The organism is Achromobacter denitrificans NBRC 15125 (assembly GCF_001571365.1).
Taxonomy (GTDB): Bacteria; Pseudomonadota; Gammaproteobacteria; order Burkholderiales; family Burkholderiaceae_B; genus Achromobacter; species Achromobacter denitrificans.
In genome coordinates, this window is the sequence record NZ_BCTQ01000015.1 from 108,516 (window position 1) to 121,842 (window position 13,327).

At 69.4% G+C, this 13,327-nt stretch carries 11 protein-coding genes; 8 read left to right on the forward strand and 3 right to left on the reverse strand.

What is annotated here, in order from left to right; translation table 11 throughout:
- Nucleotides 1-15: 15 nt before the first annotated feature.
- Entirely contained in the window at nucleotides 16-930 is a 915-nt protein-coding gene (locus tag ADE01S_RS14565; RefSeq protein WP_062682413.1) for a LysR family transcriptional regulator, read from the reverse strand.
- 113 nt (nucleotides 931-1,043) lie between these two features.
- On the opposite strand from ADE01S_RS14565, the gene ADE01S_RS14570 reads away from it, so the two are divergent.
- Entirely contained in the window at nucleotides 1,044-2,450 is a 1,407-nt protein-coding gene (locus ADE01S_RS14570; RefSeq protein ID WP_062682455.1) for a M20 family metallopeptidase, read from the forward strand.
- Nucleotides 2,451-2,464: 14 nt separating this feature from the next.
- Entirely contained in the window at nucleotides 2,465-3,445 is a 981-nt protein-coding gene (locus ADE01S_RS14575; protein ID WP_062682414.1) for a Bug family tripartite tricarboxylate transporter substrate binding protein, read from the forward strand.
- 137 nt (nucleotides 3,446-3,582) lie between these two features.
- Here ADE01S_RS14575 and ADE01S_RS14580 read toward each other — a convergent pair whose 3' ends face one another.
- Both ADE01S_RS14580 and ADE01S_RS14585 read right to left on the reverse strand, forming a co-directional pair.
- Nucleotides 3,583-5,973 (reverse strand): catalase, encoded by a 2,391-nt coding sequence (locus ADE01S_RS14580; RefSeq protein WP_062682415.1) that lies wholly within the window; start codon nucleotides 5,971-5,973, stop codon nucleotides 3,583-3,585.
- Between the two features lie 9 nt (nucleotides 5,974-5,982).
- Nucleotides 5,983-6,597: a hypothetical protein gene (locus ADE01S_RS14585; protein WP_062682416.1), complete on the reverse strand. Its 615-nt coding sequence runs from the start codon at nucleotides 6,595-6,597 to the stop codon at nucleotides 5,983-5,985.
- A 295-nt stretch (nucleotides 6,598-6,892) separates the two neighbouring features.
- Here ADE01S_RS14585 and ADE01S_RS14590 point away from each other — a divergent pair, with 295 nt between their 5' ends.
- The 6 genes from ADE01S_RS14590 to ADE01S_RS14615 all read left to right on the forward strand — a co-directional run bounded on the left by ADE01S_RS14590 (nucleotide 6,893) and on the right by ADE01S_RS14615 (nucleotide 13,262).
- Nucleotides 6,893-8,500, forward strand: a complete 1,608-nt coding sequence (locus tag ADE01S_RS14590) for a PepSY-associated TM helix domain-containing protein (RefSeq protein WP_082775802.1) — start codon at nucleotides 6,893-6,895, stop codon at nucleotides 8,498-8,500.
- Nucleotides 8,497-8,847, forward strand: coding sequence for a DUF3325 domain-containing protein (locus tag ADE01S_RS14595; protein WP_062682417.1), 351 nt, complete (start codon nucleotides 8,497-8,499; stop codon nucleotides 8,845-8,847). The genes ADE01S_RS14590 and ADE01S_RS14595 overlap by 4 nt, the downstream gene beginning before the upstream one ends.
- A 149-nt stretch (nucleotides 8,848-8,996) precedes the next feature.
- A complete protein-coding gene (locus tag ADE01S_RS14600) occupies nucleotides 8,997-10,985 on the forward strand; it encodes a ribonucleoside triphosphate reductase (RefSeq protein WP_062682418.1) in 1,989 nt (662 codons plus the stop codon).
- 73 nt (nucleotides 10,986-11,058) lie between these two features.
- On the forward strand, nucleotides 11,059-11,241 hold the full coding sequence (gene nrdD, locus ADE01S_RS14605; RefSeq protein ID WP_062682419.1) for an anaerobic ribonucleoside-triphosphate reductase: 183 nt from the start codon (nucleotides 11,059-11,061) through the stop codon (nucleotides 11,239-11,241).
- Nucleotides 11,207-12,019: an anaerobic ribonucleoside-triphosphate reductase activating protein gene (locus tag ADE01S_RS14610; RefSeq protein ID WP_082775803.1), complete on the forward strand. Its 813-nt coding sequence runs from the start codon at nucleotides 11,207-11,209 to the stop codon at nucleotides 12,017-12,019. Before nrdD ends, ADE01S_RS14610 begins: the two co-directional genes overlap by 35 nt.
- A gap of 85 nt (nucleotides 12,020-12,104) precedes the next feature.
- Nucleotides 12,105-13,262 (forward strand): NAD(P)H-dependent flavin oxidoreductase, encoded by a 1,158-nt coding sequence (locus ADE01S_RS14615; RefSeq protein ID WP_062682420.1) that lies wholly within the window; start codon nucleotides 12,105-12,107, stop codon nucleotides 13,260-13,262.
- Nucleotides 13,263-13,327 lie beyond the last annotated feature (65 nt).

The window sequence follows — 13,327 nt, forward strand, 5'->3', positions numbered from 1 at the left end:
CGCGTATCGGGGCTCTCACGCATCCCCCTCCGGCGCCTTCGGCGCCTGCGTCAACCGGGCCGCCATGAATTCCAGGAATTCCCTGGCCAGCGGCGGCAGCGTGCGGCCCTGCAGCGTCACGACCTGGATGCTCCGCTGCCGCATCTCCGGATTGCTGAACGGCACCGCCACCAGCTTGGCGTCGTCCTGCCCCATCACGGTCAGGTAGCCCGACAGCGCCACGATGTCGCTGCCCGGCAGCATGGGCAGGAAGGCGGCGGAATGGTTGGACACGTAGGCGGGCTCGATGTGCAGGCCCGCGTTGGCGCAGGCCGCGTCGAACAGCTGCCGGACGGTGGTGCCGCGGTCGCCCACCGACAGCGGCACCCTGGCCAGCTCGCGCATGCCGATGCTGCGGCGGCCGGCCAGCGGGTGGTCGCGGCACATCACCGCGTAGACCGGCGCGCGAACCAGCAATTCGGTCTTCAGCCGTTCGTCCTGCACCGTGGTGTAGCGCAGCGCCAGCTGCGACATCCCTTCCAGCACCTGGCGGCTGACCTCTTCGGGCCGCTCCACGTGCAGGTGGAAGCGCGCCTGCGGCCGGATCCGCTTGAACTCCGCCATGCTCATGGGCAGGAAGCGGTGAGCGAAGCCTTCGGTGCAGGCCAGCCGTATCGTCACGTCGCCCAGGCGGCCGCGCTGGCGGATCCCGGCGGTGACGCGCTCCGCCTCCAGCGCGGCGGCATTGGCGTAGGCGGCCAGCTGCAGGCCGGCCTCGCTCAGCGCCATGCCGCGCGCCTGGCGCTCGAACAGCGTGACGCCCAGCTCGTCCTCCAGCTTGGCGATCTGGCGGCTGACGGCCGAGGCCGCCACGTGCTGCGCGGCCGCCGCGCCGGCGATGGAGCCGCAGCGCGCGACCTCCAGGAAATACCTCAAGCCCAGCGAAATCATGGCCCGCCTCCCTTACCCATGCTTTTATAGCAACGCTTAGGTGCCAATTATCTAATTGTGGCACGCGATGAAGCGTAATAACTTTGTGCCTCCCCAGCCCTTGCAGCCTGACCGTGACCCGCGAACAAGCCATCCTCCTCTCCACCGACTCCTACGACAGCGGCGCCTTGCAGGCGGCGCTGGCGCGCCGCGTGGCCTATGCGACCGAGAGCGAGGTGCCGGAACAGGCGCCCGCCCAGCATGCCTACCTGAACGAAGACCTGGTTCCCAGGCTGGAGGAACTGGGCTTCGCCTGCCGGGTCCATCCCAATCCGGCCGGCGTCGACCTGCCCATCCTCGTGGCGCGCCGCGACGAAGGTCCCGCCCTGCCGACGGTGCTGATGTATGGCCACGGCGACGTGGTGCGCGGCAACGCCGCCAAATGGGAAGCCGGACGCGATCCGTGGCGCCTGCAGGTCGAGGGCGACCGCTGGTACGGGCGCGGCACCGCCGACAACAAGGGCCAGCACACGATCAACCTGGAAGCCCTGCGGCAAGTGATCGCCGCGCGCGGCGGCAAGCTGGGCTTCAATGCCGTCTGGCTCATCGAAACCGGCGAGGAAGCCGGTTCGCCCGGGCTGGCGGCGTTCTGCGAAGCGCAGCGCGACGCGCTGGCGGCGGACGTCTTCATCGCCAGCGACGGCCCCCGCCTGAGCGCGCAGCGCCCCACGCTGTTCATGGGCTCGCGCGGCGCGGTCAACTTCGAACTCACGCTGCGCGCGCGCGAACGCGGCTATCACTCCGGCAACTGGGGCGGCCTGCTCGCCAATCCGGCCATCGTGCTGGCGCACGCCATCGCCACGCTGGTCGACGCGCGCGGCCGCATCGCCGTGCCGGGCCTGCGCCCGCCCCCCATTCCCGAGGCGGTGGCCGCCGCGCTGGCCGAGCTGGACGTGGGCGGCGGCGAAGACGATCCGCGGATCGACGCGCACTGGGGCGAGCCCGGCCTCACCGCCGCCGAAAAGGTGTTCGGCTGGAACAGCCTGGACGTGCTGACCTTCGGCGCCGGCGACCCGGCCAAGCCGGTCAATGCCATCCCGCCGCAGGCCAGCGCCTGGTGCCAGCTGCGTTTCGTGGTGGGCACGGACTGGCGGGCGCTGCAAGCGCACGTGCAGGAACACCTGCGGGCCGCGGGTTTCGAGGACATCCAGGTGCGGGTGGGCATGCAGGCCGGCGCCACCCGCCTGTCGCCGGACAACCCCTGGGTGCGCTGGGCCGCCGCCTCGCTCGAACGCACGACCGGCAAGCGGCCCGCGCTCCTGCCCAACCTGGGCGGCTCGCTGCCCAACGATATCTTCGCGGACCTGCTGGGCCTGCCCACCCTGTGGGTGCCGCACTCCTATCCCGCCTGCGCCCAGCACGCGCCGAACGAGCACCTGCTGGGCAGCGTGGCGCGCGAGGGCCTGGCGATCATGGCCGGGCTGTACTGGGACCTGGGCGACCAGGGCCAGGCCGGCGCGCCAACTTCCACTCCCACCTGACCGGACCTTCCGTCATGACCGTCAAATTCCGTGCCGCCGCGGCGGCGCTAACCCTCGCGCTGGCCGCCTCCGCCGGCGCCGCGCAGGCCGCCTACCCCGAGCAGGCGATCAAGATCGTCGTGCCCTTCACGCCGGGCGGCGCCACCGACGCGGTGGCCCGCCTGCTGGCCAACCGGCTGTCGGGCAAGCTGGGCCAGGCCGTCATCGTGGAAAACCGGCCCGGCGCCTCCACCGTGATCGGCGCGGAAGCCGCGGCGCGCGCCCAACCCGACGGCTATACCCTGATGCTGTCGGGCAGCACCACCTACACCGTGCTGCCGGCGCTCAAGCCCGGCCTGCCCTACGACCCCCGGCGCAGCTACGAACATATCGCCATCGTCGCCATGGCGCCGGTGGTGCTGCTGGGCAAGAACGCGCTGCCGGCGACGACCGCGCAGGAAGCCGCCGCGCTGGCGCGCCAGCGCAGCGCCAAGGGCGAACTGATGTACGGCACGTTCGGCGCCGGCTCCGCGCCGCACCTGGCCGGCGAGATGTTCGCCGAAGCCGCGGGCGCCAAGATGGTGCCCGTGCCCTACAAGGGCAGCGCGCAGCTGGTCACGGCCATGATAGGCGGCGAGGTCGACCTGGGCGTGGATACGGTCTCGTCGGCCGCGCCGCAGGTCCGCGCCGGCAAGGTGCGCGCGCTGGCCGTCACGGGCGAGCGCCGCATGCCGCAATTGCCCGACGTGCCCACCTTCGCCGAAGCCGGCATGCCGGGGGTCTCGTTCGTGGGCTGGTACGGTCTGGTCGCGCCAGCGCGCACGCCCGCCCCGGTGCTGGAGACGCTGGGCCGCGCCGTATCGGACATCATGGAGGATCCGCAAGTGCGCAAGGCCGTCGCCGACCTGGCGCTGGATCCCGTCTACCTGCCGGGGCCTGCCTTCCAGGCGCAGATCGACCAGGAGCTGCGCACGTTCACCGATGTGGCCGGCCGCGCCGGCATCAAGCTGGACTGACGCCCGTAGCCCTGGTCCACCACGACCAGGCCGGGGCCGGACCCGAGCGACCAGCCGTCGCTCCGGTCCGAGGGCCGGCTCATTCATGAAGAAGAGCGCGTAGCCGAACTGCAGCCCGCCCTAGATGCGCGGGCGCCTTACACCCCGGGCGGGCTGGTTTCCCGTTCCGGATGGCGGTGCCGGGCCAGGGCTTCCAGGAACAGGGGCGCGGCGTCGCCCGGCATCCCGTCCACCAGCAGCAAGCCGCCGTCGGCCTCGTCCGGCTGGATACCGGCCGCCGCGAACAACTGCTTGCCTTCGTCCATGCCCATCAGCGTCTTGCCGTGGCGGAAAGCGTCGCGCAGAAATTCCAGCGCGCGCCCGTCGGCCCGCAAGCGCTCCGCGGCCGCTGCGCCTCCCGGCACCACCGCGCCGTCGAACACGGCGGAGGGCTGGTTGTCCAGCGAGGCGTCGGCATCGAGCGCCGGCCCGCCGTCCGGCGCCACCGGGCCGATACGCTGCCCCACCAGCCGCACGACCACGCCGACGGCGATCAGGGCGTCGGCCACGGCGGACACGGCCTTGCCGTCCACGCCCTCCGCCACCAGGATGGCGACCTTGCGCGTGGCAACGCTGCCGTCGCCCGGCCTGGCGGTCAGCGACAGCGAGGGCGACACCTCGACTTCCGGCTTGGGCACATCCTCGATCGCGCGGGGCAAGGGATCCGGAAGCGCCATCCCCAACCCGTCGGCAACGGCCTGCGCCAACTCGTCGGACACATTGCGCAGGGACGCGACCATGCGCCGGCGCACGGCGGGAACCGTCACCTTGCTCAGCTCGAACGCGAACGCGCTGGCAATGTGGCGGCGCTCCCAGTCCGACTGGCTGGCGTAGAACAGCGTGGCCTGGTTGTAGTGCTCGGCGAATTTCTCCGGATGCCCGCGCAGTTCGTCGCCGGCCGCCGGCTCGGGAAAGGACACGAAGCCGTCCATCCCGGCCTGGAACGGACAGCCGCCGGCCAGCGAATTGGGCTCGTACGCCACCCGGCCGCGGTGGATGGCCTGGCGGTGCATGCCGTCGCGCTGGTTGTTCTGCACGGGAGCCAGCGGCGCGTTGATCGGGATTTCATGGAAATTGGGCCCCCCCAGCCGCGATATTTGCGTATCCACGTAGGAATGGATGCGCCCGGCCAGCAGCGGATCGTTGGTGAAATCCAGCCCGGGCACCACGTGGGCCGCGCAGAAGGCGACCTGCTCGGTCTCGGCGAAGAAGTTGTCGGGGTTGCGGTCCAGCACCATCCGCCCCACCGGCACCACGGGCACCAGTTCCTCAGGCACGATCTTGGTGGCGTCCAGCACGTCGAAGCTGAACCCCTCGGCCTCCTCCTCGGTGAAGATCTGCACGCCCAGCTCCCACTGCGGGCCGTTGCCCGCGTCGATGGCTTCCCACAGATCGCGCCGATGGAAATCGGGATCGGCCCCCGACACCTTGACCGCCTCGTCCCAGACCTGGGAATGCGTGCCCAGCACCGGATTCCAATGGAACTTCACCAGCCGCGACTCGCCCCGGGCGTTGACGAAACGGAAGGTGTGCACGCCGAAGCCTTGCATCATCCGGTAGCTGCGCGGAATGGCGCGGTCCGACATGAGCCACATCAGCATATGGGTGGATTCCGGCATCAGCGACACGAAGTCCCAGAACGTATCGTGCGCGGACGCAGCCTGCGGCATCCCATGATGCGGCTCGGGCTTGACCGCGTGCACCAGGTCCGGGAATTTCATCGCGTCCTGGATGAAAAACACCGGCATATTGTTGCCCACCAGGTCCCAGTTGCCTTCGTCGGTATAGAACTTCACGGCGAAGCCGCGGACGTCGCGGGCCGTGTCTTTAGAGCCGCGCTCTCCCGCCACCGTGGAGAAGCGCACGAAGACCGGCGTGCGCTTGCCTTTCTCGGCGAACGGCGCCGCGGCGGTCAGGTCGGTCAGCGCCCGATGGCATTCGAAATAGCCATGCGCGGCGGAACCGCGCGCATGCACGATGCGCTCCGGGATGCGCTCGTGGTCGAAATGGGTGATCTTCTCGCGTAGGATGAAGTCCTTGAGCAGCGCCGGCCCGCGCAGGCCCGCCTTGAGCGAGTGCTGGTTGTCGCTGACGCGCACGCCCTGGTTGGTGGTCAAGGGCTGGCCGCCGGCATCCGCGCGCACGCGTTCGAGCCGGCCGCCCGCGGCGTTCACGCCGGGCGCCGCCGGCCCGTTCGTCTTGTCGGAAGCCGCGCTTTCGGACAGGGAGCTCGCGCCCGCCGATGGGTGCGGCGCCGGCACGGCCTCGCCGGCGTAGGGGCAGCGCGCCGCCTCTTCGCCGTACTCGGCCGCCTTGCCGGCATTGTGGGGGATGGCGCCCGCCATCGCGTCCACGGCCGCGGCGCGCTTCGCGGCCGGCTGGCGCGGCGTGCCCGCGGGGCCCGAGGCCGGGCCGCTGTCGGTGTTCAGGTAGGCGGTTTGCAATGCGGGCCCCTGGCCCGCCTTTCCCGCTGGTTTCTTGCTGGCCATGGCCGTCTCCTAGTGGCTGAGCATCTTGCCGCGCGCCTGTTCGGCCCGCGACGCGCCGATCGCCGATTCCACCTGCTTGACCTCCTCGGGCGGCGGCAGCACGGCGGGGTATCCCAAGGCGTCGATCCAGAACTCGCGCGACCACCCCTTGGTGTGGTACAGGTGGTGCTCCTCATCGGTGACGACGGCGTCATAGGCCTGCTTGAGCACCTTGCCCTCGGTGCCGCCATGCTGGTCGGCGACCACGCCGATCAGCGTCCAGTTCGCGTGATCCTTGGTTTCGGCCAGCACCACGCATTCGGTCGCGACCAGCTGCGCCGCGTTGGCGTCGCCCGCGTTGATCGCCATCTTCATGGCCTTGACCAGCGCCTCGCCGATATAGCGCACCACCTCCCGGCCGGGCGGCTGGCGTTCGGGATCCAGCCCCAACTGCTCGAACACGGTCAGCAGCACGCGGCGATGCGTGCGGGTTTCTTCGAGATAGCCCCGCCACTCCTTTTTCAAATCCTCATTGACCGCGCAGGCCAGGGCGGTCTCGTAAATGCTCAATCCCCCGATCTCGGTCTCCAGGGCCTGATACAGCAATTCCTCTATCTGCGAGGCGTTTCCGGCGTTGCGTTTCATTGGGCGCTCCTCTGTGCGGGTGGTATCGCGATGCCGCCGCCGCGAATCGACGGCCTTGCCGCGTGGAACGCCCTCCCAGCAACCCCCATGCCCGGCATCCCGGTCGCGGCTGCCCCAGGGGGACGCGCCGCGCCGCCTTTGGTCCGGCCGCAAGAAATACAAAGTCCTTGTCATGACAACAGTGGCCCCATTTAGCTTAGAATTGGAACCATTCTCAATAAAAAAACCAGACCGCCTGGCTCGCGGCGGCATCACAAGAAAGAGGCTCGTCCTGAAATCCGGTTTCCGCCTATCCATGGCCTGGCTCCACACGTGGGTCGGCCTGTGGTTCTCCTGGCTGCTGTTCGCCGTCTTCCTGACCGGCTCGCTCGCCGTGTTCTCCGAACCCATCTCGCACTGGATGAACCCCGAGCACCAGGCGGCCGAAGCATTGGCGGCGCAGCAGGAAAGCGCCCCGATCGACCGGGCGCGGCGCCTGGACCTGGCCGTGGACTTCATGGCGCGCAACCATGCCGGCGCCGGCATGTGGGAAATCTGGCCGGCCGACCGCTACCACGACAACGGGCTGACGGCCTATTGGTTCGACAAGAACGGCCAGTACGCCGATGCCGAGCTCGATCCCGTCACCGGCGCCGAACTCGACGAGCACCACGAAGCCGAGGGCCGCGCCACCCGGGGCGGCTCGCATTTCGTGGACTTCCATTACACGCTGCACGATGCCGGGCTGGGCCTGTGGATCGTGGCCTTCGCCACCATGGCGATGCTGGTCGCCCTGGTTTCCGGCGTGGTCACGCACAAGCGCATCTTCAAGGACTTCTTCACCTTCCGCGCCAAAAAGGGGCAACGCTCGTGGCTGGACGCGCACAACGCGGTCGCGGTGCTGACCCTGCCCTTCCAGTTCATGATCGCCTACACCGGCATCGTGATCTCCAGCGTGTCGCTCATGCCCGCCCCCGTCGTCGCGACCTACGGCGCCGGCATGGAAGCCGTGCGCCAGCACCTGGCCGAGCTGGAAGGCGAGGACCGGCTCGCTCGCAGCGGCGTGGCGCAGGCCGTGCCGGCGCTCGAACCCATCGTGGCGCGCGCCGAAGCCCTGATCGGGCAGACCGCCCGGGCCATCGTCATCCGCAATCCGGAAGACGGCGCCATGCGCATCGGCGTGTACGGCTGGAACGAAGACGCCGACACCTTCCGCAACATCAGCGCCACCACCGGCATGGCGGAGTTTTCCGCCGATGGCGAGTTGCTGCGCGTGCGCGCCCCGGGCGACGTGCTGGGCGGCGCGCCCTCGCTCACCCGCCAGGTGATGGGCGACCTGCACATGGCAAAGTTCGGCGGCCTGGCGGTCCAATGGCTGTATTTCCTCTGCGGCCTGGCCGGCGCCGCGATGATGGGCACCGGCGCGGTGCTGTTCATGGTCAAGCGCCGCGCCAGGCACGGCGGCGAATTCGGCGACGCCACCGCGCGCGTCTACCGCCTGATCGAAGGCCTGAACGTGGCCGCGCTGGCCGGCCTGGCCATCGCCTGCATCGGCTATTTCTGGGCCAACCGCCTGCTGCCCGTCGGCCTGGAAAACCGCGCCGCCTGGGAATTGCGCGGCTTCTTCCTGATCTGGGCGCTGACGCTGGCCCATGCCTGGATCAGCGCGCCCCGCCGCGCCTGGATCGCGCAGTTGACCTTGCTGTCGGCCCTGTGCCTGCTGCTGCCGCTGCTGTCCTTCGTCACGGTGGGCGACCACCCCTACGCGCAGATCGCGCGCGGCGACTGGGAAAGCGCGGGCGTGGAGCTGAGCGCCCTCGCTTTCGGCGTACTATCGGGCTGGGCGGCCCTCCACCTGTGGAAGCGGCCCGCATCGGCGCCCTCCCAGCGCAAATCCCGCGCGAACGAAGAGGCTGCGGCATGAACACCAACGATCTGTACGCCGTTTCCATGGCCTTGCTGCTGACCTACGCCGGCATGGCCTGCCTCAGCCTGGCCATGCCGCGCCACTACGAGCAGGTCTGGGGACGCGACCCATCGGCCGGCCACACCCGCGTGCTGCGCGGCGCCGGGGTGCTGCTGCTGGCGCTGGCGCTGCTGCCCTGCGTCGGCCTGTGGGGCAACACGGTGGGCGTGGTGGCCTGGCTGGGCTGGCTGTCCGCCGGCGCCCTGCTGTGGGTCGGCATGCTGTCCTGGGCGCCCCGCCCGGCCGCGCGCACCGCGGCCCTGGCCGTGGCCATCTCGCTGGCCGGGGTCGGCATCGGGTTCTAAGTCCCCGCCGGGCCGCGCGGGGCTCCGAACAAGCCCCGCCAGCGCGTTTGACGCGCATCAAGCAAGGCCGACATCCCGTTCCGCAGGGGCGTCGCGCGCACCATATGTGGTGGTAGAGTTTTCACACCCTACTACATATGGTGTCAGTCATGCATATCCAGCACATTCTCAAGCGCGACGGCCGCGTCGCGGCGTTCGACCGCGACAAGATCGCCCAGGCCATGGCCGCGGCGGGCCAGAGCACCGGGGAACTGGACCTGCCGGGCGCGCAGGCGCTGACCGACGCCGTCATCGCCGCGCTGGCGGACCAGCCCTGCCCGGGCGTGGAAACCATCCAGAACCGCGTCGAGGAAATCCTGGTCCAGGCCGGCCACTGGCGCACCGCGCGCGCCTACATCGTCTACCGCGAACAGCACGCCCGGCTGCGCTCGCTGCGACACACGCTGGTGGACGTGGAAAGCGCCATGGAGGAATACCTGGAGCAGCGCGACTGGCGCGTCAACGCCAACGCCAACCAGGGCTACAGCCTGGGCGGCCTGATCCTGAACGTGGCCGGCAAGGTCACCGCCAACTACTGGCTCTCCAACGTCTTCGCGCCCGAGGCCGGCCAGGCCCACCGCGAAGGCGACATCCACATCCACGACCTGGACATGCTCAGCGGCTATTGCGCGGGCTGGTCGCTGCGCCAGTTGCTGACCGAGGGCTTCAACGGCATCCCCGGCAAGGTCGAGGCCACGCCGCCCCGCCACATGTCGGCCGCCATCGGCCAGATCGTCAATTTCCTCGGCACGCTCCAGAACGAATGGGCCGGCGCCCAGGCCTTCAGTTCCTTCGACACCTACATGGCGCCCTTCATCCGCCGCGACGCGATGACCTACGCGGACGTGAAGCAGGCCATGCAGGAACTCATCTACAACCTGAACGTGCCCAGCCGCTGGGGCACGCAGACGCCCTTCACCAACCTGACCTTCGACTGGACCTGCCCGGCCGACCTGCGCGAACAGATCCCCTACGTGGGCGGCGAGGAAATGCCGTTCTCCTATGGCGATCTCCAGGCCGAGATGGACATGATCAACCGCGCCTACATCGAGGTCATGATGGCGGGCGACGCGAAGGGCCGCGTGTTCACCTTTCCCATCCCCACCTACAACATCACCCCCGACTTCGACTGGGACCACCCCAACACCGAACGCCTGTTCGAGATGACGGCGCGCTATGGCCTGCCCTATTTCCAGAACTTCCTGAATTCCGACCTGGAACCGCACATGGTGCGTTCCATGTGCTGCCGCCTGCAACTGGACCTGCGCGAACTGCTCAAGCGCGGCAACGGCCTGTTCGGCTCGGCCGAACAGACCGGCTCCGTGGGCGTCGTCACGGTGAACTGCGCCCGCCTGGGCCATACCTGCCGCGGCGACGAGGCCAAGCTGATGGCGCGCCTGGACCACCTGCTGGAGCTGGGCCGCGACGTGCTGGAAACCAAGCGCAAGGTGGTGCAGCGCTACATCGACCAGGGCCTGTATCCCTACACCCGCCGCTACCTGGGCACGCTGCGCAACCACTTCAGCACGCTGGGCGTGAACGGCATCAATGAAATGATCCGCAACTTCACCGACGACGCCGAAGACATCACCACGGCGGCCGGCCACGCGATGGCGGTGAGGCTGCTGGACCGGGTGCGCGAACGCATGACCGAGTTCCAGGAACAGACGGGCCACCTCTACAACCTCGAAGCCACGCCGGCCGAGGGCACCACCTACCGTTTCGCCCGCGAAGACCGCAAGCGCTATCCCTCCATCCTGCAGGCCGGCAGCGAATCGCAGCCCTACTACACCAACTCCAGCCAGCTGCCGGTGGGCCACACCGACGATCCGTTCCACGCGCTGGAACTGCAGGAGGCGCTGCAAGGCAAGTACACCGGCGGCACCGTGCTGCACCTGTACATGAACGAAGCCATCTCGTCGGCCGGCGCGTGCAAGGAGCTGGTGCGCCGGGCGCTGTCGAACTTCCGGCTGCCCTACATCACCATCACGCCCACGTTCTCCATCTGCCCCAACCACGGCTATCTGGCGGGACACCACGAGTTCTGCCCCAAATGCGATGCCGAGCTGCTCGCCAAGCAATCGGCATGCTGCGCCTAGGGTCCGCCGCTCCCGGCAGGCCCCGGATCGTCCCGCCGGGCATCCGCCCGGCTCCCTCTCAAAAGGAACCTCTATGCAAACCTTGACCGCCCCCGACGTCGTCGCCGCCGCCGCTCCCAGGCTGGACGACAGCCAACGCGTGCGCTGCGAGATCTGGACCCGCGTCATGGGCTACCACCGCCCGGTCGCCTCCTTCAACACCGGCAAGCAAGGCGAATTCAATGAACGCCGATTCTTCGTCGAACGCCGCGCCTGAGGGGGCGCGATCCGGCCCGGCCTGCGGGCCGGGCGCCGGGCCGGCCGCGCGCCGGCTGGCCGCCAGGCCGGCCTATGCGACCCCGCCGCAGCCCGTCATCCAGCCCCTGCCCCGGCATGCCCACGCGGTAGGCGGACTGGTGCCCTTTTCCACGGTGGACTGGCCCGGCAAGCTGGCCGCCGTCGTCTTCATCGCCGGCTGCCCCTGGCGCTGCCACTACTGCCACAACACCGAACTGCAGACCCGCGCCGCCCGCTACGACTGGCGCGAAACGCGCGCCTTCCTGGAAACCCGCAAGGGGTTGCTCGACGCCGTCGTGTTCTCGGGCGGCGAACCCCTGAGCGAACCGCGCCTGCCGCAGATGATCCGCGACGTGCGCCGCATGGGCTACCAGGTCGGCCTGCATACCGCCGGCATTTATCCGCTTCGGCTGGCCGACGTGCTGCGCCACCTGGACTGGGTCGGCCTGGACATCAAGGCCGATTCCCAGGGCTACGACGAGATCACCGGCCGCCGCGACTCCGAGCGTCCGGCCCAGGCCTGCCTGGCGCAATTGCTGTCGGCCGGGCGCGATTTCGAGTGCCGCATCACCTGGCATCCGGACTGGATCGACGAAAACCGGCTGCTCGCCCTGGCCCGCGAACTGGCCCGCCGCGGCGTGCGCCGCTTCGCCGTCCAAGGCGCGCGCCGCTCGCCCGAGGCGCCCCCCATGCGCCACCTGGGCATGCAGGCAGAGGCCCTGATGAAGCAATGGTTCGAGGAATTCGACTATCGCTGAGTCCGCCCCCGGCTTGATCCCGCGCAAGGCGCCTACCCTGGCCTTGCTCTAGCCTCTGTCCACTTGACCTCAGGAAAGACTTGATATGACGTGGTTCAAATCACTCACCCTCGCCGGACGCGACCTGCTGCCCATCGTCCAGGGCGGCATGGGCGTCGGCGTCTCCGCCCATCGCCTGGCCGGCGCCGTCGCCAGCCAGAACGCCGTGGGCACCATTGCCAGCGTCGATTTGCGCCATCACCACCCCGATCTGCTCGAAAAGACCGAACGGTGCCATGACCGAGACCTCATCGACAGCGCCAACCTGGAAGCGCTGCACCGCGAAGTGCGCGCCGCGCTGGACACGGCGCAGGGCCGCGGCCTGGTCGCGGTGAACGTCATGAAGGCCGTGCGGGACCACCCCGCCCTGGTGCGCCAGGCCTGCGAGAGCGGCGCCCAGGCCATCGTGATGGGCGCGGGCCTGCCGCTGGACCTGCCCGAGATGACCGCGGATTTTCCCAAGGTCGCGCTGGTTCCCATCCTGTCGGAAGCGCGCGGCGTGGCCGCGGTGCTGAAGAAGTGGATGAAGAAAGGCCGGCTGGCCGACGCCGTGGTGATCGAGCATCCCGGCCATGCCGGCGGCCACCTGGGCGCCGCGCGCCTGGACGACCTCCACGACGAACGCTTCGACTTCAAGCGCGTGCTGGCCGACTGCCACAAGCTGTTCGAAGAACTCCAGCTGGGCAAGGACGCCCCACGGCTCATCGTGGCCGGCGGCGTGGGCAGCCACGAGCAGGTGCGCCACTGGCTGGCCAACGGCGCCGACGGCGTGCAGGTGGGCACGGCCTTCGCCGTCACCCAGGAGGGCGACGCGCACGAGAACTTCAAGCGCGTGCTGATCGACGCCGACCCCGACCAGCTCACGGAATTCACCAGCGTCGCCGGCCTGCCGGCGCGCGCCGTGCCCACGCCCTGGCTCACCCGCTACCTGCGCCAGGAAAAGACGCTGCAGGCCAACACCCGCTGCGATGCGCGCCGCTGCAGCCAGCGGATGGACTGCCTGACGCAATGCGGTCTGCGCGACGGCATCTCCCGCTTCGGGCAGTTCTGCATCGACCTGAAGCTGGCCGCCGCCATGCGCGGCGAAGTCAGCCGCGGGCTGTTCTTCCGGGGCGCGTCCAAGCTGCCCTTCGGCAGCGCCATGCGCTCGGTGCGCGAGCTGCTGGACTACCTGCTGCACGGCGAGATGCCCGCCACCGCCTGATCGCGACCACCCCGCCCGGAACGGGGAAGCGGCCTTTTCAAATAATTGAACGACGTATATTATTA